The 18,446-nt window shown below is 68.2% G+C and carries 14 protein-coding genes and 4 pseudogenes; 7 read left to right on the forward strand and 11 right to left on the reverse strand.

Going from position 1 to position 18,446, the window contains the following annotated elements; translation table 11 throughout:
• Nucleotides 1-174: 174 nt before the first annotated feature.
• The gene (locus tag ACWFR4_RS37730; RefSeq protein WP_453656311.1) at nt 175-360 is read right to left on the reverse strand and encodes a helix-turn-helix domain-containing protein; all 186 of its coding nucleotides are present in this window, start codon (nt 358-360) and stop codon (nt 175-177) included.
• A 93-nt stretch (nt 361-453) separates the two neighbouring features.
• Nucleotides 454-843 (reverse strand): annotated as a pseudogene (locus tag ACWFR4_RS37735) (hypothetical protein); the annotation flags it as partial.
• Nucleotides 844-949: 106 nt separating this feature from the next.
• Here ACWFR4_RS37735 and ACWFR4_RS37740 point away from each other — a divergent pair.
• Nucleotides 950-1,630 carry a class I SAM-dependent methyltransferase gene (locus ACWFR4_RS37740; protein WP_453656312.1) on the forward strand — a complete coding sequence of 227 codons (681 nt, stop codon included), beginning with the start codon at nt 950-952 and terminating at the stop codon, nt 1,628-1,630.
• Nucleotides 1,631-1,910: 280 nt separating this feature from the next.
• Nucleotides 1,911-2,195 (forward strand): annotated as a pseudogene (locus ACWFR4_RS37745) (ricin-type beta-trefoil lectin domain protein); the annotation flags it as partial.
• A gap of 171 nt (nt 2,196-2,366) precedes the next feature.
• Here ACWFR4_RS37745 and ACWFR4_RS37750 read toward each other — a convergent pair.
• From ACWFR4_RS37750 to ACWFR4_RS37775, 6 genes are all read right to left on the reverse strand, one after another.
• Nucleotides 2,367-3,446 carry an endo-1,4-beta-xylanase gene (locus ACWFR4_RS37750; RefSeq protein WP_453656313.1) on the reverse strand — a complete coding sequence of 360 codons (1,080 nt, stop codon included), beginning with the start codon at nt 3,444-3,446 and terminating at the stop codon, nt 2,367-2,369.
• A gap of 79 nt (nt 3,447-3,525) precedes the next feature.
• Nucleotides 3,526-5,748, reverse strand: coding sequence for a glycoside hydrolase family 3 N-terminal domain-containing protein (locus tag ACWFR4_RS37755; protein WP_453656314.1), 2,223 nt, complete (start codon nt 5,746-5,748; stop codon nt 3,526-3,528).
• Nucleotides 5,749-5,801: 53 nt separating this feature from the next.
• Nucleotides 5,802-6,677 (reverse strand): carbohydrate ABC transporter permease, encoded by an 876-nt coding sequence (locus tag ACWFR4_RS37760; protein WP_453656315.1) that lies wholly within the window; start codon nt 6,675-6,677, stop codon nt 5,802-5,804.
• The gene (locus ACWFR4_RS37765) at nt 6,674-7,666 is read right to left on the reverse strand and encodes a carbohydrate ABC transporter permease (RefSeq protein WP_453656316.1); all 993 of its coding nucleotides are present in this window, start codon (nt 7,664-7,666) and stop codon (nt 6,674-6,676) included. Before ACWFR4_RS37765 ends, ACWFR4_RS37760 begins: the two co-directional genes overlap by 4 nt.
• Nucleotides 7,667-7,672: 6 nt before the next feature.
• Nucleotides 7,673-8,980: an extracellular solute-binding protein gene (locus tag ACWFR4_RS37770; RefSeq protein ID WP_453656317.1), complete on the reverse strand. Its 1,308-nt coding sequence runs from the start codon at nt 8,978-8,980 to the stop codon at nt 7,673-7,675.
• Nucleotides 8,981-9,107: 127 nt separating this feature from the next.
• A complete protein-coding gene (locus ACWFR4_RS37775; RefSeq protein WP_453656318.1) occupies nt 9,108-10,169 on the reverse strand; it encodes a LacI family DNA-binding transcriptional regulator in 1,062 nt (353 codons plus the stop codon).
• An 879-nt stretch (nt 10,170-11,048) separates the two neighbouring features.
• On the opposite strand from ACWFR4_RS37775, the gene ACWFR4_RS37780 reads away from it, so the two are divergent.
• Complete coding sequence (locus ACWFR4_RS37780) at nt 11,049-11,420, forward strand: hypothetical protein (protein ID WP_453656319.1); 372 nt, start codon at nt 11,049-11,051, stop codon at nt 11,418-11,420.
• An 80-nt stretch (nt 11,421-11,500) separates the two neighbouring features.
• On the opposite strand, the gene ACWFR4_RS37785 is transcribed toward ACWFR4_RS37780, so the two are convergent.
• A complete protein-coding gene (locus ACWFR4_RS37785) occupies nt 11,501-11,812 on the reverse strand; it encodes a hypothetical protein (protein WP_383612706.1) in 312 nt (103 codons plus the stop codon).
• On the reverse strand, nt 11,809-12,546 hold the full coding sequence (locus ACWFR4_RS37790) for a phytanoyl-CoA dioxygenase family protein (protein ID WP_453656320.1): 738 nt from the start codon (nt 12,544-12,546) through the stop codon (nt 11,809-11,811). The genes ACWFR4_RS37785 and ACWFR4_RS37790 overlap by 4 nt, the downstream gene beginning before the upstream one ends.
• A 210-nt stretch (nt 12,547-12,756) precedes the next feature.
• Here ACWFR4_RS37790 and ACWFR4_RS37795 point away from each other — a divergent pair.
• The 3 genes and pseudogenes from ACWFR4_RS37795 to ACWFR4_RS37805 form a co-directional block, all read left to right on the forward strand.
• Nucleotides 12,757-13,011: pseudogene (locus tag ACWFR4_RS37795) on the forward strand (non-reducing end alpha-L-arabinofuranosidase family hydrolase); the annotation flags it as partial.
• A gap of 89 nt (nt 13,012-13,100) precedes the next feature.
• A pseudogene (locus ACWFR4_RS37800) lies at nt 13,101-13,895 on the forward strand (endonuclease/exonuclease/phosphatase family protein); the annotation flags it as partial.
• 477 nt (nt 13,896-14,372) lie between these two features.
• The gene (locus ACWFR4_RS37805) at nt 14,373-14,780 is read left to right on the forward strand and encodes an endonuclease/exonuclease/phosphatase family protein (RefSeq protein WP_453656321.1); all 408 of its coding nucleotides are present in this window, start codon (nt 14,373-14,375) and stop codon (nt 14,778-14,780) included.
• A 127-nt stretch (nt 14,781-14,907) separates the two neighbouring features.
• Here the strand turns inward: ACWFR4_RS37805 and ACWFR4_RS37810 are convergent, their stop codons facing one another.
• A complete protein-coding gene (locus ACWFR4_RS37810; RefSeq protein WP_453656322.1) occupies nt 14,908-16,338 on the reverse strand; it encodes an endo-1,4-beta-xylanase in 1,431 nt (476 codons plus the stop codon).
• 528 nt (nt 16,339-16,866) lie between these two features.
• Here ACWFR4_RS37810 and ACWFR4_RS37815 point away from each other — a divergent pair.
• On the forward strand, nt 16,867-18,333 hold the full coding sequence (locus ACWFR4_RS37815) for a non-reducing end alpha-L-arabinofuranosidase family hydrolase (RefSeq protein ID WP_453656323.1): 1,467 nt from the start codon (nt 16,867-16,869) through the stop codon (nt 18,331-18,333).
• The last annotated feature ends 113 nt before the right edge of the window (nt 18,334-18,446 follow it).

Consider the following 18,446-nt stretch of genomic DNA (forward strand, 5'->3'; position numbering starts at 1 on the left):
CGGCTCCCTCCAGGTGGCCGCCACCCAGCACGAAGCCGTCGCCGAAGCCATCACCGCCGGCGCACTTGATGCCCGGTTCGATCGGTCAGGCGGCCCAAACCATCGATGCAGCCCTCGCGGCCTGACGCAGTTGCGCCCTGGGCCGTGTGAGGCCAGGCCGCAACCCTATGGTCGTCAGCCAAGCTTCTGCTGCAGCACCCAGGCCTGGACTTCAGTGGTCTTGAACTGAAGCTTGGCGGTGCCGCCGCGCCCGAACTTATAGGGGACAAGGCCGAGTTTCGGCACATCACGATAGACCCATGTTGCGGACATATTGAGATATGCAGCGGTCTGCTTGACGTCCATAAACTGTGCGGCCATTGGTTGCCCTCGTGGCCTTCTCGACTGTCCCCTTGACTATGAAGTAGCGGCGCGCCCTTCTTGCGTTTCGGCCCTGGGGGCGCCTCCGCGCTGTCACCTCTCGGGGCCGGCGAGTTCAAAGTCGCCCTGTTTGAGCGCGCCTTGCAGTCGTCGTTCGGCGATGTCGGCGTAGTGGTCGGAGAGTTCGATGCCGACGAATGTGCGCCCCTCGCGCAGGGCAGCGACGCCGGTGGTCCCAGAGTCGGTGAAGACGAGCGCGGTACCGGACTCCACGGTCGCACGGTAGGACTCGGTGAGCAGGAACGTGAGCCAGACGCCGTAGAACCGCTGATCTCGGTTCTCGCCGGGGAAGTTGGCGAGGTCGTGCTCGGCTTCGGCGGAGGTGTATTTCGGCAAGGGTTCGCCCGGGGCGGGGTAGGTCTCTCCCGGGGCCGCCCCCGGCGTCCTGGCCGATGCGGAATGCCTTCCCCCTCGGTACCTGGGGGAAATGCAACAGCGCTCGGTCCCGGGGAGGAGATACTGGGGCGCCGTTTTGCCGGACCGGCAACAGGAGTGGCATGACAGGGACGGGTTGGGCGACGGTGGGGCCATGACCGACAGCACCGCAGCAGGACCGACCGCCTCCGAGACGCCGTGGCCTGCCGACGGATACATCGGAGACCCCGCCGTACGGGCGGAGTGGGACAACCGGTACGCCGAGCGACATCAGTTGTGGAGCGGCCAGCCCAACGGTGCGCTCGTGGCCGAGGTTGCTGGGCTCACCCCCGGGCGGGTGCTCGAGGTCGGCTGCGGTGAGGGCGCGGACGCCGTCTGGCTCGCGCGCGTTGGCTGGGACGTGACCGCGCTCGAGGTCTCGGGTGTAGCGCTGGAGCGGGCGGCCGGGCACGCACGGGACGCCGGTGTCACCGTTTCCTGGGTACACGCCGCACTGACGGAGGCGGTGCTCGAGCCAGCCTCCTTCGGCCTGGTCTCCGCGCAGTACCCGGCCCTGCGGCGCACCCCCGACGCCGCAGCCGAGCGATCGCTGCTCGCAGCCGTAGCGCCCGGCGGCGTGCTGCTGCTGGTACACCACGCGGGGATGGACACCCAGCAGGCGCACGACAGCGGCTTCGACCCGGCTGACTACGTTTGGCCCTCGATGGTCGTCGCTCTGCTCGACGACGACTGGGAGGTGGAGGTGGACGAACAGCGGCCACGTGTGGCACCCGACGACGGCGCGGGCGCGCACCATACCGACGATCTGGTGCTGCGCGCGCGCCGGCTGCGCTGAGCGCGGGAGTGACTGCCCATCCCACCGGCCCCTGGACGGTGCACCAGTCGAGGAACCTAGCCCTCGATTTGGGTATGCGGGCAGACTCGCAGCGTTTCTTGCTCCGAGACCGGGACGCGAAGTACACCGAGTCCTGTCACGACCCAGGACCCGCGCCGCCTGGGCGCGGTCGACGGAACCACCGGGGACGACTGGCACACCTGGACATCGGGCGAAGTGTGAAGTTCTTCTCACAGTTCGGGTCGACGACCACACCTCCACGCCCACCGGCAAGCAGATCGTGGGCCAGCAGTCGGGCCGCTGCATCGACATCAACAACCTGAGTACGACCAAGGTCACCCAGGCACAACTGTGGGACTGCAACGTCGGCACCAACCAGGGGTGGACCTACACCGACAGCAAGCAACTCATGGTCAACGGCAACAAGTGTCCGGACGCCTCCGGGAAGGGGAGCAGCAATGGCACCGCGGCGGTGATCTGGGACTGCAACGGGCAGACGAACGAGCAGTGGAACATCAACACCGATGGCACGATCACCGGTGTGCAGTCGGGGCTCTGTCTCGACGCCGATGGCGCGAGCACCGCCAACGGCACGAAGATCCAGCTGTGGAGTTGCTCGGCACCGCGAACCAGCACTCGAGTCAGCAGAGTTGACTCGCGCTTCGAAGCCAGATGCCTTGGCCCCCACCCGGTGCTGGAGGCACTGGGTGGGGGCCAAGGGCATCACCCTTGGTTCCTACGACCCGACCGCTGTGAGCGCGTTGCGGATCGCATCGTACGCGGGCTTGTGCGTGAGGTTCTCGTCCCAGGGCAGGGCCGCACCCTCGCCGGGGAAGACGGAGGGGATCCACGAGTGGCGGTCGGAGTAGCCCCACAGCGTGATGCCGACGCAGCGGCGCACGGCCAGGCAGTCGCTGGTCACCTGCCCGTACCAGTCGGCCTGCTGGGCCAGCTTGGTCGCGTCGGACGGGAGGGACATGCGGATGTCCAGCTCAGTGATCGCGACATCGACGCCGAGGTCAGCGAAGCGCTGGATGTTCTGCTGCATCTGGTACGGGAATCCGTACTGGAGCGCCAGGTGGGCCTGCATGCCGAAGCCGTCGATCGGGACGTGGTCGGCCTTGAGCTGCTTGATGAGCGTGTAGTACGCGTCCGACTTGGCGCCCGTTCCCTCGACGTTGTAGTCGTTGAGGTAGAGCTTGACCTTGGGGTCGGCGGCGTGGGCCCAGCGCAGGGCGTCGGCGATGTAAGACGGGCCGATTGCCTTGTAGAAGATGTTCTCGCGGTAGGTGCCGTCCTCGTTCATGATCTCGTTGGCGACGTCCCAGGCGAAGACCTTGCCCTTGTAGTGCGTGACGACGTTCGTGATGTGGTTCTTGAGGATCGAGCGGAGTTCGTCCGCTGTCCAGGTGCCGGAGGTGAGCCAGCTCGGCAGCTGGCTGTGCCACAGCAAGGTGTGCCCGCGCACCTTGAGGCCCTTGTCCTTCGCGTAGTTCACGATCTCGTCGCCCGCGGTGAAGTCGAAGACGCCGCGCTGCGGTTCGGTCGCGTACCACTTCATGCCGTTGCCGGGCGTGGTGGCGCCGAACTCCTTGCCGAGCAGATCGGCGTACGCGGTGTCGGTGAGCTCCGGGTTGTCGACAGCGGCACCGAAGTAGCGGCCGTGCTGCCGGGCAAGGTCGTCGAGGGTGCCGGCCCGGTGCTGGTGGTGGCTCGCGGCGTCGGCGGCCGGGGCGACGGCCAGCCCGAGCAGCAGGGCAGTGGACGCGGTGAGCACAGCGGCTGTGCGGCGGGAACGGCGTGCGGGGGTACGCATGGGTGTCTCTCCTCGGTTGCGGCGCCTCACCTACGGGGCAGCGAGGTGCGGTTGACCTGATGCCAAGCCGGTCGCGGTTCTACTTGACGCGTGTCTCGCACCGCATCCGGCGCTCGTGCCCGACCTCGCGCACCGGTCCGGTCAGGGTGAGCGGCACGACGTGGTGGACGCGTTCGCTGGAGGCGGCGATGCGCAGTTCGAGGGCGCCGGGTTCGACGACGCGACGGCCGTCGGCCCCGGTGTACGCGGCGAGGTCGGCCGGGAACGTGGCATGCACCTCGGCCGACGCCCCGGCGTCGAGCGGGACCCGGGCGTAGCCGACGAGCCGGACCTCGGGGCGGGCGACGGTGCCGACGGGGTCGTGGAGGTAGAGCTGGACGACTTCGGTCCCGGGGCGGTCGCCGGTGTTGTGGACGGTCAGCCGCACTGCGGTCTCGCCGTCGGTGGTGAACTCCTGGTTGTCACACTGGGGTTGGCCCCAACTGAACGTGGTGTAGGACAGTCCGTGCCCGAACGGGTACAAGGGTGTCGGGTCCACGGTGCTGGGGAAGCCGTGCCGGCCGAGCGGCGGGGCGAGATACGGGGCGGGCTGGCCGCCGGGGCTGCGCGGCACCCCCACGGGCAGGCGTCCGGAGGGGTCGACGCGACCGGAGAGGACGCCCGCGACGGCGCCGCCGCCCTCCTGCCCGGGGAAGAACGCCTGCACGACGGCGGCGGCCCGGTCGGCCCAGCGGCCCAGCGCGTAGGGCCTGCCACTGAGGACGACGATGACGACCGGCAGACCGCAGGACATCGCCTCATCCAGCAACTCGGCTTGCTTATACGGCAGTTGCAGGTCCTCGGCGTCGCACCCCTCGCCGGACGAGCCGCGCCCGAACAGCCCAGAGCGGTCCCCGACCACGGCCAGGCAGACATCGGCTTTCGCCGGGTCGTCGACGATCACGGCGTCGGGCAGTTCGGTGCGCAGCGCCTCGGCGAGCGTCGGCACCCCGACCCCGGTCGGCAGTTCGGGATGGTGCACGCCCACGTGCCGGGGGAAGGTGTAGCAGCCCAGCATCGCGGCCTGTTCGTCGGCGAGGGGGCCGAGGAGCGCGATCCGACGCCCGTCGCTCAGTGGCAGCAGGCCGGATTCGTTGGCGAGCAGGACGACGGACTCCTCGGCAACCTTCTGTGCCAGCTCACGCATGTGCGGGGGGTTCAGGTCGACGGGCGCCCCGTCTGCGACGGGGCTCACGTCGGGGTCGAGCAGGCCCAGTTCGCACTTCTGCGTGAGGACGCGCAGCGCGGCCCGGTCGAGCAGGTCCTCGGGGAGCGGGTTCGCGGGATCGAAGCAGCGGGCTGCCGGCAGTTCCACGTCGACTCCGGCCGCGAGGGCGAGACGCGCCGCACGGCTCTCCCCGTCGGCGACCCGGTGCGCCTCCTCGAGCAGAGAGACGCCGTAGTAGTCCGAGACCACGGTTCCGGTGAACTCCCATTGTTCGCGCAGGATTTGGGTGAGCAGTCCGGCATGCGCGTGGGCGGGCAGGCCGTCGATGTCGTTATAGGCGGGCATCACGGAGCGGGCGCCGCCGTCTCGGATCGCCATCTCGAAGGGCGGCAGGATGACGTCTGCGAGTTCGCGGGGGCCGAGTGAGGCGGGCGCGTGGTTGCGGGCGGCGCGCGAGGCGGAGTATCCGGCGAAGTGTTTGAGGGTGGCGACGATCCCGGCCGCCTCCAGGCCGCGTACGTACGCGCTGCCCACGGTGCCGACCAGGTACGGGTCCTCACCGATGGCCTCTTCGGTGCGGCCCCAGCGTGGATCCCGTACGACGTCCAGGACCGGTGCAAGCCCTTGGTGGATGCCGACCGCGCGCATCGACGTACCGATCGCCTGGGCCATCTCGGTGATCAGTTCGGGGTCGAAGGTGGCACCCCACGCGAGGGGGGTGGGAAAGACGGTGGCCTGCCAGGCGGTGAAGCCGGTCAGGCACTCCTCGTGGGCGATCGCGGGCAAGGCGAACCGGTTGCCCGTGCGGATGGTGCGCTGCACTTCGGCGAGGCGGGCGGCGCCTTCTGCCGGGGCGACGGGGACGGTGCCGAAGGGGCGGGTCAACTGGCCGACTCCATAAGGAAGGAGCGCGTCCAGGGCTGCGCTGCGGTCGGCGTACGCGTGCTGGCCGGGGGCGACCTCGGCGCCTTCGGTGTCGCTGCCCAGCCAGACACTGGACAGCTGGGCGGTCTTCTCCTCGGTGCTCATCCGGGCGAGCAGGTCCGCCGCCCGAGCGTGGGCGGGCAGGGTGGGATCCTGCCATGGCATAACCATGGAATCTCCTCAAGTGCGATGTAAGAGGGGGATGTTGACGGCTGACGACAGGGTCAGCCCTTGGTCGCGCCCATCGTGATGCCGCCGATCAACTGCCGTTCGGCCACCGCGTAGAAGGCGAGCGCGGGTGCCATCGACAGGACGAGGTAGGCGAAGATGCGGGCGGTGTCGCTGGAGTACTGGCCCTGGAACTGCTGGACGCCGACCGGGATCGTCCACCAGGTGGGTTCGCTGAAGACGAGCAGCGGGAGAAGGAAGTTGTTCCAGCTGGTCACCACGGCGAGGACGGAGACGGTGCCGAGCGCGGGCCGCGCCATCGGCAGCAGGATCCGCCAGAAGAAGCTGAATGCGGAGCAGCCGTCGAGCGTGGCCGCCTCCTCCAGCTCGCCGGGAATCTCCCGGAAGAAGTTGCGCAGGATGACGATGGTCATGGGCAGTCCGAACGCGGCCTGCGGCAAGATCACGCCCCACGGGTTGTCGAGCAGGCCGGAGGTGCGCAGGAGCACGAACAGCGGCAGGATCGCCACCGCGAACGGGAACATCAGGCCGGCCGTGAAGAGGGTGAAGAGGAACTCCCTTCCGCGGAAGGCGAACCGGGCGAGGGCGAACGCGGCGAGCGCTGCGGCACCCACCGTCAGCACGGTCGTACCGACGGCGATCAGGGTCGATGAGCCGAGCATGCGCCAGAACGCGCTGTCCCCCAGGATCGAGGTGTAGTTCTTCGTCACCCACGGCGAGGGCAGGCCGAAAGAGTTGCCGGAGAGCTGGTCGGTGGACTTGAAGCCGGAAATGAGCGCGTACAGCAGCGGCGTCACCATGACGACGCCGATCAGCCACACGGTCACGTACAGCGGGAAGGAGCGCAGCCTGCGCCGGCACGTGGCCTCGCGGGCCGTCATCGTGATCCCGGGGGCCGTCTGTGTCGTCATCGGGTTCCCCGCATGTTCGTGAGGGCGCCTTCGGTGTCGCGTCGCAGCACATAGCGCTGGTAGAAGAGCGCAAAGACGAGGCTGATGAGGAACATGACGATCGAGATCGCGCTGGCATACCCCATCTGGTAGCGCTTGAAGCCGAACTGGAACATCGTGACCGCCATGGTCTCGGAGTGGTGGTCGGGTCCGCCCTGCGTCACCACCCACACCAGGTCGAAGAGCTGGATCGCACCGATCACGGACAGGAAGATGCTCATCCGGATGGTCGGTCCGAGCAGGGGCAGGGTGATGTTGCGGAAGCGCTGCCAGGCGTTCGCCCCGTCGATGCGGGCGGCTTCCGCGAGTTCGGCCGGGATGCCCTGCAGTCCCGCCAGGAGCAGCATCATGTGGAATCCGAAGTACTTCCAGGTCATGACCAGGAAGAGGGTCGCCATGACGGTGCTCTGGCCGGCGAACCAGAGGCCGCCGACGCCGTCGAGTCCGACGGCGCCGAGCACCTTGTCGGCGAGCCCGCTGTCCGGCGCGAAGATCATCGAGAACAGCACACCGGTGATGACTTCCGACAGGACGTACGGGGCGAAGAACAGCATCCGGTAGACGGCGCGGCCGCGCAGCTTCTGGTTGAGGAGGACGGCCATGGCGAGCGCGAACGGGAGTTGCAGGCCGAGCGAGAGCGCCACGAGGAGCAGACCGCGCCACAGGTCGCCGAGGAACACCGGGTCCTGGAACAGGCGGGTGAAGTTGTCCACGCCCACGAAGTCCGAAGGTGAGCCGAAGCCACCCCAGTTGAAGAGGGAGACGTAGCCCGCGTACAGGATCGGGACCGCCACGAACACGAGGAACAGAATGAGCCCGGGGACGGTGAAGAGGAAGGCAGTCAGCCAGTCGCGCACCCGCCGGACGAGGGGCCGTCGGTTCCATTCCTGCCCGGCCGGTGGACCCTCCCCCAAGATGGGGTCCGCGTCCTCAATCTGAGTCGAAGCCATCGTCATCTACTGGCTCTTGGCGACCTGGGTGATGGAACGGGCCACCTGCTCCGGGGACTTGGAGCCCGCGATGAGTGCGGCCACGGAGTCGTTGACCTCCTGGCCGACGGCCGGCGGGTAGGCCTGGTCGAGGTAGAGCTGGAAGGCGGTGGCCGCGTTCAGCAGGTCGGAGACGGCCTTGAGGTTGGGATCGGTGAGTGCGTCCCGGGCCTTCGTGTTCACCGGGATCATCCCGCCTTCCTTGACGAGCTTGCGGTTGCTCTCGGGGCCGACGAACCACTTCAGGAAGTCGAGGGCCTCCTTGGGCCCGCCCTTGCGGAGCGCGTAGCCGCCGCCTCCGCCGAAGACGTCGGTGGACTTGCCCTTGCCGCCGTCCACACCCGGGAAGGGGAAGAAGCCGAGGTCATGGCCGATGCCCTTGCCCTCCGACTTCTGCACATTGGGGGCCCACTGGCCCATCAGCTCCATAGCCGCCTTGGCGTTGCCCATGGTGGCGCCCTGACCGGTCGGGCCCGGGTACGCGGCGCCCAGGAAACCCTTCTGGAACGGCTCCAGATCGACGAGTTCCTTGAGGTGCTCGCCCGCCTTGACGAAGTCGTCGCCGTTGAAGTCCTTCGCGTCCGCGGCCTTCTGCATGCCGTCGACCCCGGCGATACGGATCGCCAGATACGCCCAGTAGTACATGCCGGGCCACTTCTCCTTGCCTGCGAGGGCGATCGGCGTGATGCCGGCGGCCTTGAGTTTCTTGACGGCGTCGAGGAGCTCGGACCAGGTCGTGGGCGGGGCGTCGATCTTGGCCTTCTTGAAGAGCGCCTTGTTGTACCAAAAGCCCACGGCTCCGATGTCGTCAGGAATGGCGTACGTCCTGCCGTCGAACTCGTACGCCTTGCGCGAAGCGGGTACCAGATCGTCGATCCAGTCCTTGACCTGGTCGGTGATGTCCTCGGTGAGACCGGCCTCAGCCTGCTGCTTGAGGACGCCGCCGCCCCAGGTGTTGTACAGGTCGGGCAGCTTCCCCGTGCCGACGAGGGCCGTCATCTTCGACTTGAAGGCGTCGTTCTCCAGCGGCACGAGCTTGATCTTGACCTTGGGATGCGCCTTCTCGTACGCCTTGGCCTGCTCGGGCCACAGGTGCTTGCCGGGCTCAGTGGTCTGGATGTGCCACCACTCGAAGACCGTCCTGCCCTGGCTGTCCGTGCCGCCGCCGGAGTCGGAGTCCCCGCAGGACGTGAGCACGGCGGTGCCCAGACCCGCGACGGAGACCACTCCGAGGAGGCGGCGACGGGAGAAAGAAGAAGGGGCAGTGTCTGGCATGGCTCACCTTCCGGAACAAATCCGAGAACTATCGGGAGATGGCCACGGAAATTACGGGCATGCGTCGGGGGTGTCAACGGCCTTAACAAAATAGGTCGTTGACACCCCCCGGGAGGGTTATGTTCCGCTACGCCCCGCGCGGCGGTGCCGTACTCGCCCGTACGACCAGCTCGGTGGCGAGTTCCACGCGCGGTGAGGCGGGTGCGACGGACCGTGCTAGGTCGAGGACGACCCGCGCCGCCAACTTGCCCATGTCGGAAAGGGGTTGGCGGACCGTGGTGAGCGGCGGGGACAGCCAGCGCATCTCCGGCAGGTCGTCGAAGCCGACGACGCTCATGTCCTCCGGCACGCGCAACCCTCGGCTACGCAGTGCCTCGATCGCGCCGAGCGCCATCTGGTCGCTCGCCGCGAACACCGCGGTGGGCGGGTCGTCCAGGTCGAGCAGCTGGTTGCAGCCGGTGAACCCGGACGCGTGGTAGAAGTCGCCGGGCACGATCAGGGCGTCGCTGACGGGCACGCCGGCGACATCGAGCGCGGCCCGGTAGCCATCGAGCCTGGCCCGGGAGCACAGCAGCCGGGGAGGCCCTTCGATGAATCCGATCCTGCGGTGGCCCAGACCGAGCAAGTGCTCGGTCGCGGCCATGCCGCCCGCCCAGTTGGTGGCGCCGATGGTCGGCTCCTCGGACGCGGGCGACCCGGCCGGGTCGACGACCACCAACGGCACGCCCAGGCGCCGCAGTTCATCGTGCAGGCCCGGCTCCAGGACCGAGGTCACGAGGATCACGCCGTCCGAGGCGCGGGCCCGCAGATTGGTCATCCACTGGCGCGCGGCGCCCGCCCGGTCGTGGATCGCGGAGACCACCGTACCCACGCCCGACTCGTGCGCGACCTCCTCCACGCCCCGGATGATCTCCACGGCCCAGGGGCTGTCCAGATCGTTGAAGACCAGGTCGAGCAGGGCCGCCCGGGTCCCGGGCGCGGTCGGCCTGCGCCGGTAGCCGTGCCGGTGCAACAGGTCCTCGACCCGGGCCCGGGTGGCGGGCGAGACGTCGGAGCGCCCGTTGACGACCCGCGAGACGGTCGGCACCGAGACCCCGGCCTCCCGCGCGATCTCGGTGATCGTCACCTTGGCCGGCCCGTCCGGGCTCCGTGTGCCTGTCCTGCGTCGAGCGCCTTCCCCGGCCACCATCCCCACCTCCGTGATCGCCTCCCGGAAAACGCCCGGGTGTCTTCCGGAAACCGTAGGACATGCCGTCGGCTGCTCGCCGGTCGCCCCGTACTTCCGTCCGACTCCTCGAACGTCCCCTGCCTGACATCGCCGGGCGGCCGCCCAGCAGTGACACCGTGACAAGCACCACCCCCGGTCAGGGCCACCGGGAAGTCCGCGTCCGCGCCCGTTCGGGGCAAACTCGGCGACGCCCGGCGGGAATTCGGGCGTGCAGGCCGCATCGGGTGTGCCACCTTCCGTGCACCCCATCGGCGGCGGGCCGCGGGAGGTATCGACCCAGCTCCCTCGCAGGCTGAACAGGTTGTCGAAGGGAACGTTCCAGCAGATCAACGATGCCGTCGTCGACCAGGGCATACCCGTCGTCATGGGCTGGCCGACCGGCATTCGGGGCGCAGCTGGGTGTGAGATCGAGCACAACGGCGACGGCTGGCTGTGGGAGTGCAGCGCCCGTGCCGACGCCGCCTCCCTGACCCATTCCGGCCCGAACGACGCTCGGCACGGCTGGTCGTACCGCCTTGAGCCGGGCGAAACCTTCCGCACGGTTCCCGTCGCCGCTGCGTTGAGCGAAGACGACGGCGTGGACGGGGCGTTCGCCGCGCTCACTCGCTACCGCCGCGCCATTCGCCGCCCGCGCCCCGCCAACGCGAACCTGCCGGTCGTCTTCAACGACTTCATGAATTGCCTCATGGGAGACCCGAGCACGGCGCGGCTGCTCCCCACATCGACGCGGCCGCCGCGGCGAGTACTTCATGACCGACACCGGATGGCACGCAGACCAGGACGACGACTGGTGGAACAGAGATCTGGTCCTATCCCACGGCCGCCGACTGCCTGGGCGAGATGGCCTTCACCATGGCCGACTCCCTCTTGGGGCGTATCCATCTGCCGGGCCGCCTGCCTGAACTCACCACTGATGCACGGGGCTTGGTGCACGAGGCGGTGGCGACGTACAAGGCGATCCCGGACCGAACTGCCGGGCGCCCTGCCCTCCTGGCCCTGGGCCTTCCCGCCTGGGGCGCCCCGTGGACGGCCCTCGCCATGCGCGCCCTCGACGACGGCACCACCTACCTGACGGTGTGGCGCCGCCCCGGAGCAGACGAGACCGTCACGCTTCCCCTGCCGAGCCTTCGGGACACGCCGGTCCGCGTCGAGGCGCTGCAACCGGGATCCACCAAAGCGCTGACCGAGTGGCAGCCCCTGGCGCCGAGCTGAGTGTGTCGCTCTCCACAGCACCATCGGCTGTGGTGTTCCGAGTCACTCGTCTGTGAAGCCACCCGGCACAGAGGCGCCGCTCACGACCGCGCTCCTCCCTCGACGATCCGCTCGAAGAAGAACTCATGCTTGAGGAAGGAGACGTCGTACTCACGGCCCGGGGAGGGCGGGATCAACTGGGAGACCTGAAACAGCCGCCAGCCGTCGAGGAGGGCCTCGACTCCCGTCTCGTAGGGCGGTTCGTCGCTGTCCCCCGCGGTCGGGGTGGTGCGGCCAGTCCCGTCGTAGCGCGACCAGCCGACGACCGGGGAGTCCAGAGCGGAGGTCGACAGGTACAGCACCAACACCTGTTGCCGCAGCGTCGCAGCCGGAGTGGTCGTGTGGGTGGTCATACGGCTGCCTCCTGGGGGCGATTGGCGGTTCTGGTCACCCAGTGGTCGATGTCGAACGCGTCGTCACCGGTGAGCTCGCGCCACAGCAGGACGCGGTTGTATCGCTCGAGCCGACCCGAAGCCTGCTCGTACCACGGGAACGTCACGTCCAGTTCGGTGCGCACGCCGGGGTCGTGCAGGTCCGAGGTGTCCCACAGGAGTCGCTGCCGAACCTGGGGGTTGAACCGGATCTTGAACATGTAGCGGCGGATGCCACTGTCATTGCGGCGGCCGCCGTGCCAGAGTCCGTGGTGCAGGAACACCACGGTGCCGGCCGGACAGACGAGCCGGTCCTGGCCGCGCAGGTTCTGGTAACGGCCGCTGTCGGACTCGTTGGTCCGCCGCAGATGGCTGCCAGGCACGCTGAGCGTGCCGCCCATCTCCAGGGTCACCTGCTGCGGGTAGTACATGAGTTGGACGTCGAAGGCGTCCGGCCGTACGTCGATGATGGCGTCCGCGTACAGCGGCTGGGCCTCGCCTCCGCCGGGCTCGCGGAGGTGCACGGCGTGGTGGTCCACGGTCGGCTCCGGCCTCACCAGGCTTCCCAACGCCCCTGCCACCGCCGGCAGTTCGATCAGGCGGCGGGCGAACGACCCCGGCTCGAAGGCCCGGCTCACCGGCGTTCCGTACGGCACCGGCGAAACGCCGTCCGCGAGGACGCGCAGCGCCTCGCCGTTCATCTCGGGCGGCACCACCGCCCCGGCAGCTCGAACTCGTCCACGTGGCCGGCCGGGCCGTGCACGCCGATGCCGATGGCCGCGAGGACCGGCGGAGCGTCGAGTCGTACCCAAGCCGTTCGCGGGAGCGGGAGTTCAGTCACGGTGCCTCGCGGGATCGGTGTCGGGTCCGGGCCGACCGAGTCTGCACGACGGCGTCTTCACGTGCCGCTCCGAACTCGGTCTCCCGCCGATGGCCAGAACATGTACCTGCTCTTCGCCGGTGACAACGGCAAGATCTACCGGGCGAGCATGCCGATCGGGAACTTCCCGGGCAACTTCGGCTCGTCGTACACGACGGTCATGAGCGACACACCGGCCAACCTGCTCGAGGCGCCGCAGGTCTACAAGGTTCAGGGCCAGAACCAGCACCTCATGATCGTCGAGGCGCTGGGTGCGAAGGGCCGCTACTTCCGCTCGTTCACGGCCAACAGCCTGAGCGGCAAGTGAGGGCGGTGGGAAGGCTCACGTCGTCCGCGGGAGCTGGGGAGGCGACGGTGTACGGCACAGGCGCGAAGCTGTTGGCGGGCGCCATGGCGGCGCTCTGCCTGGTGCTCATCGGCCCCAGCGCGCCGAGCGGCGCCCTGGTCTCCGCGCCCCTGCCGACCGGGGCCGCCGAGGACGTCGTGCCGAACCGGGTCATGACGTGGAACATCTGCAACCCCTGCGGGAGCGGGAACAACGCCGGGCGGGCTGCGGAGATCGCCACGTACGCGCCGCAGGTCATCGGGCTGCAGGAGGCGTGCGTACGGGACGTCACGGAGATCCGGGACCGTCCCAAACGCTTATACGGGCTGACCTACCACGTCAAGTACGGGTCGGTGCTGCGCAATTGGTGGCGTTGCGGGGGCTGACCGTGGAGTCCGGGTGGCTTCGGGCAGGCGATCCTGTCGGCGGCGCCGATGACGCACCACGAAGTCGTGGAGTACCCCGAGGGCGGTTCCGAGGACCGCGGCTACATGGCTGTCACCACCCTGGTGAGCGGCCGGCCGGTCCGCGTCTTCAACACCCACCTTGCCCAGCGGCGCCAAGAGGATGTGCGGGCGGCGCAGGTTCCCGTACTCGCCGCCGAAGTGGCCCGGCGCGAAAGGGCGATCGTCCTCAGCGACTTCAACGCGACTCCGAGCGCCCCCGAACTCAGCCGGATGTGGGCCGTGGCCACGAGCACGGGCCAACAGTGCCGCCCCTCCCCCAACGCAGCCTGGGAACCGACCACCGACTGGCACCTGACGTTCGACTACGTCTTCCTGCGCGGCATCGCCCCGCGCACGCAGCGGGTGCATCCCAGCCCGTGCTCGGACCATCACCTGACGCAAGTCGATCTGGAAACCAACTCCGTCAAACAGGGCCGTGAGCCTGGCCTGCATCCCCAACCTGCGCCGCGTGGATTCTCTGCCCAGACCCCGACGTACCGGAGGCCCCATGACCGAGCAACGCCGACTCACGGGACGCGGCGGGCGGCTGCACGTCATGACGTTCAACCTCCGCTACGCCTCCGACTCCTCGCCCCACTCCTGGGCAGACCGACGCCCGGTGATGCGTGCCCTGCTCCGCGAGGAACGGCCGCACAGCCTCGGTACGCAGGAAGGCCTGTGCCACCAACCCCAGGACATCCACGCCGACTTGGGTGAACACTACGCCTGGATCGGTACGAGCAGAGCGGGCGGGAGCCGGGACGAGTTCGCCGCGCTCTTCTATGACACACGGCGGCCGCGGCCCATCGCGTACGACCACTTCTGGCTCTCCGACACCCCGGAACTGATCGGCTCGACGACCTGGGGCAACTCGGCGGTCCGGATGGCCAGGTGGGTGCGTTTCGTCGATCTGTCGGACGGCGGCAAGGAGTTCTACGTCCTCGCCACCCACCTCGATCACCACGTGCAAGTGGCTCGCGTGAAGTCGGTCGAGCTGATCGCCTCGCGCATCGCGGCCCTGGACACGTCCTGCCGCTGCTGATGACCGGTGACTTCAACGTCGCCGCGCACGGCAATCCGGTCTACGGCCAGCTCCTCGCCCTGAGCCTCAAGGACACCTGGGACGCGGCCGCGACCTTCCACGGTTACCGTCCGCTCGTCCCGGACGGCGACCGCATCGACTGGATCCTCGCCACGGCCGGCGTGACCGTGCAATCCGCCACCATCAACATGTACGAGCAGCGCGGCCAGTACCCCAGCGATCACCTGCCGGTGCAAGTGAGCCTGACACTGGCGTGAAACGCGTGACGGCCGGCGTTGACCGCGGTGAGCAGGCCGGTCCCGAGGGCCGCCACCGCCACGGCGGCGACCCTGGACCATCAGCGATGTCTTCGTGGAGGGGCGGGAGCCGCACCGTAGGACTTCATCAGGTGCGGGTCCAGTGCTGGTTGCTACCGTTCGAGCACGTGTAGAGCTGGATCAGGGTGCCGTTGGCGGTGCCGGCCGAGACGGCGTCGAGGCAGAGGCCGGACTGGACGCCGACGATGGAACCGTCGGAGTTGAGGCGCCATTTCTGGTTGTCGGCGCCCCAGCAGCTGTAGATCTGGACTTTGGCACCGTTGCCGGTGCCGCCGGCGTCCAGGCACTTGTTGCCGTAGACCTTGAGCTCACCGGCGTCGGTGTACGTCCACTGCTGGTTGGTGCCGTTGTTGCAGTCCCAGAGCTGGAGCTGGGTGCCGTCGGTGGTGCTGCTGCTGGGCACGTCCACGCAGCGGCCCGACCCGACGCCCTTGATCTGTCCGGAACCCGAAGGGGGCGTGGTGGAGCCGCCGTTGAGTGCGTTGAGGACCGCGGTGTAGGCGGGCTTCTTGCTGCCGTCGCCGTTGAACAGCAGCGGCGTGTCCTGCGAGCGCCAGGAGTCGGTGTCACGCACGCCCCAGACGGTGATGCCGAGGCAGCGCGAGACGGCCAGGCAGTCGTTGGTCACGTTGGCGTAGGTCGTGGACGAGGCGCCCTGGATGTCGAGTTCGGTGATGGCCACATCGACGCCGAGGGCGGCGAAGTTCTGCAGGGTGGTGCGGAAGTTGCTGTTGTAGGGGCTGCCGCTGTTGAAGTGCGACTGGAAGCCGACGCAGTCGATCGGCACGCCGCGCTGCTTGAAGTCCTTGACCATGGCGTACATGGCCTGGGTCTTGGCCCAGGTCCAGTTCTCGACGTTGTAGTCGTTGTAGCAGAGCTTGGCGGCAGGGTCGGCGGCGCGCGCGGTGCGGAAGGCGACCTCGATCCAGTCATTGCCGGTGCGCTGCAGGTTGGAGTCGCGCCGGGCGCCCGAACTGCCGTCGGCGAAAGCCTCGTTCACGACGTCCCACTGGGCGATCTTGCCCTTGTAGTGGCCCATAACGCCGTTGATGTGGTCGATCATCGCCTGGCGCAGGGTGCCGCCGCTGAGGCTCTGCATCCAGCCGGGCTGCTGAGAGTGCCAGGCCAGGGTGTGACCGCGCACCTTCTTGCCGTTCTGTACCGCCCAGTTGTAGACGCGGTCACCGCCGGTGAAGTTGAACTGGCCCCGCTGCGGTTCGGTGGCGTCGATCTTCATCTCGTTCTCGGGCGTCACCATGTTGAACTCACGGCCCGCGATCGACGTGTACGCCGAGTCGCCCAGCCTGCCCGAGGCGATGGCGGTGCCGAAGTAGCGGCCGCTCTGCGCCGCCGCGGCACCGAGCGTGCTCTCGGCGGCGTGTGCTCTCGGTGGGGCGGCCAGCGCGCCGACCGCAACTAAGACGCCGACGACCAGCGCCAACAGCAGACCGCGGGTCTTCCGGCGGATATCGGGTCTGGAAAGGGCGTACGAGCGCATGACTGTGCCTCCAAGGTAGAAATCACGGAAGGACGGTAGGACTGAAGCGCAGGGGAATGCGTCTTCCGCCCCCACTCCGCAGACGGACGGAGCGGCGGGCCGGAACCCGGGCGGTACGGAATCTCGACCGGAACGGACGGCAGAGCGTCCAGGCCGACATGGTTCGAAATCCTGAACTATGGCCGGTGTCTCAGACAGGGATGATTGAGGCTTGACGATGACTCGTCAAGCCTCACCGCGGAAGAAGTTTCCGTTCCTTGCCCGAAACTTTCCGGAATCCCAGTGAGCCGACGGCGAACTCCTGACATCACTGCCGGTGGACGCCGTAGGGCCGGGTCGGGGCGTTGTGCGCGGCGTTTCCGGTTGGCGCGACAGCTTGTCGAGCCCAAGGCGGGAGGTGCCGTTTGTAGACAGATCGGCTTCGGGCCTTGACCGGAGGGCCTCGCATTCCTAGCTTGTGGCGTCAATGAGTCCGGGAACTTTCCGAAAGTTTTCGGGATCGCCCCCGCCCCTCAAGGAGTCCCCCTGATGTGGTTCCGCCATCCGTCCCCGGTCCGCCTGAGACGCTTACTCGCCGTCCTTGCGCCCTTCCTGCTCGTGGCCACCTTCCTCGGTGCCCATCCCGCCAGCGCGGCGACCGTAGACCCCAACGCCTCGTATGTGTTGGTCAACCGCAACAGCGGCAAGGCCCTGGATGTCTACAACCTGGCGACCGACGACGGCGCCCGCATCACCCAGTGGGCCAGGAACGATCAGCCCCAGCAGCAGTGGCAGTTCGTCGATTCCGGGGACGGCTACTACCGCATCAAGTCCCGCAATTCGGGCAAGGTGCTGGACGTCCACAACTGGTCCACCGCGAACGGCGGCGCGATCGACCAGTGGACCGACCTGAACGCCACGAATCAGCAGTGGCGGCTGGCCGACAGCTTGGACGGCTACGTCAGGCTCATCTCTCGCCACAGCAACAGGGCCCTCGAAGTACAAGGCGCCTCCACCGCCGATGGCGCGAACATCGTCCAGTACGACGACTGGGGCGGCACCAACCAGCAGTGGAAGCTCGTCAAGGTCGGCGGGGACACCCCCGGCGCCTGCGATCTTCCGTCGACGTACCGCTGGACCTCCACGGGCGCGCTGGCACAGCCCAAGCCGGGTTGGGCCTCGCTCAAGGACTTCACCGTCGTCCCGTACAACGGCAAGCAGCTCGTCTACGCGACGACGCACGACACGGGGACGAGTTGGGGTTCGATGAACTTCGGCCTGTTCACCAACTGGTCGGACATGGCCTCGGCCAGCCAGAACACGATGTCTTCCGCCACCGTCGCGCCCACGCTCTTCTACTTCGCGCCGAAGAACATCTGGGTGCTCACCTACCAGTGGGGCGGGACCGCCTTCTCCTACCGGACGTCGAGCGACCCCACCAACCCGAACGGCTGGTCATCACCGCAGGTGCTCTTCTCCGGAAGCATCACCGGCTCCGGAACAGGACCCATCGACCAGACGCTCATCGGTGACGGGACGAACATGTACCTGTTCTTCGCCGGCGACAACGGCAAGATCTACCGGGCCAGCATGCCGATCGGGAACTTCCCGAGCAGCTTCGGCGCGAACTCGACAGTGGTCATGAGCGATACGACGAACAACCTGTTCGAAGCTCCGCAGGTCTACAAGCTCCAGGGCCAGAACCGCTACCTCATGATGGTCGAGGCGATCGGCTCGCAGGGCCGCTACTTCCGCTCGTTCACCGCCACCAGCCTGAACGGCTCGTGGACACCCCAGGCCGCGACCGAGAGCAACCCCTTCGCCGGCAAGGCCAACAGCGGCGCCACCTGGACCAACGACATCAGCCACGGCGAACTGCTCCGCACCAGCGCCGATCAGACCATGACCGTCGACCCCTGCAATCTGCAGTTGCTCTACCAAGGACGCAGCCCCAACACCGGCGGCGACTACGGCCTCCTGCCCTACCGTCCGGGTCTGCTGACACTGCAGCGCTGACGGCGTGACACGGGTCCTGCTCCGGTAGGGAGCCGGCGGGGGGGGGGGGGGGGCCAGTCGCCCCCCCCCCCCCCCACCCCCCACCACCCCGCCACGATGAAAAGCACCGAGCC

It is taken from the genome of Streptomyces sp. NPDC055140, assembly GCF_053607285.1.

Coding starts and splice junctions, on each gene's coding strand:
- ACWFR4_RS37760 (WP_453656315.1), bottom strand. CDS start 6,677: ATGACGACACAGACGGCCCCCGGGATCACGATGACGGCCCGCGAGGCC.
- ACWFR4_RS37810 (WP_453656322.1), bottom strand. CDS start 16,338: ATGCGCTCGTACGCCCTTTCCAGACCCGATATCCGCCGGAAGACCCGC.
- ACWFR4_RS37770 (WP_453656317.1), bottom strand. CDS start 8,980: ATGCCAGACACTGCCCCTTCTTCTTTCTCCCGTCGCCGCCTCCTCGGA.
- ACWFR4_RS37755 (WP_453656314.1), bottom strand. CDS start 5,748: ATGGTTATGCCATGGCAGGATCCCACCCTGCCCGCCCACGCTCGGGCG.
- ACWFR4_RS37785 (WP_383612706.1), bottom strand. CDS start 11,812: ATGACCACCCACACGACCACTCCGGCTGCGACGCTGCGGCAACAGGTG.
- ACWFR4_RS37765 (WP_453656316.1), bottom strand. CDS start 7,666: ATGGCTTCGACTCAGATTGAGGACGCGGACCCCATCTTGGGGGAGGGT.
- ACWFR4_RS37750 (WP_453656313.1), bottom strand. CDS start 3,446: ATGCGTACCCCCGCACGCCGTTCCCGCCGCACAGCCGCTGTGCTCACC.
- ACWFR4_RS37775 (WP_453656318.1), bottom strand. CDS start 10,169: ATGGTGGCCGGGGAAGGCGCTCGACGCAGGACAGGCACACGGAGCCCG.
- ACWFR4_RS37730 (WP_453656311.1), bottom strand. CDS start 360: ATGGCCGCACAGTTTATGGACGTCAAGCAGACCGCTGCATATCTCAAT.
- ACWFR4_RS37780 (WP_453656319.1), top strand. CDS start 11,049: ATGGCCTTCACCATGGCCGACTCCCTCTTGGGGCGTATCCATCTGCCG.
- ACWFR4_RS37740 (WP_453656312.1), top strand. CDS start 950: ATGACCGACAGCACCGCAGCAGGACCGACCGCCTCCGAGACGCCGTGG.
- ACWFR4_RS37815 (WP_453656323.1), top strand. CDS start 16,867: ATGTGGTTCCGCCATCCGTCCCCGGTCCGCCTGAGACGCTTACTCGCC.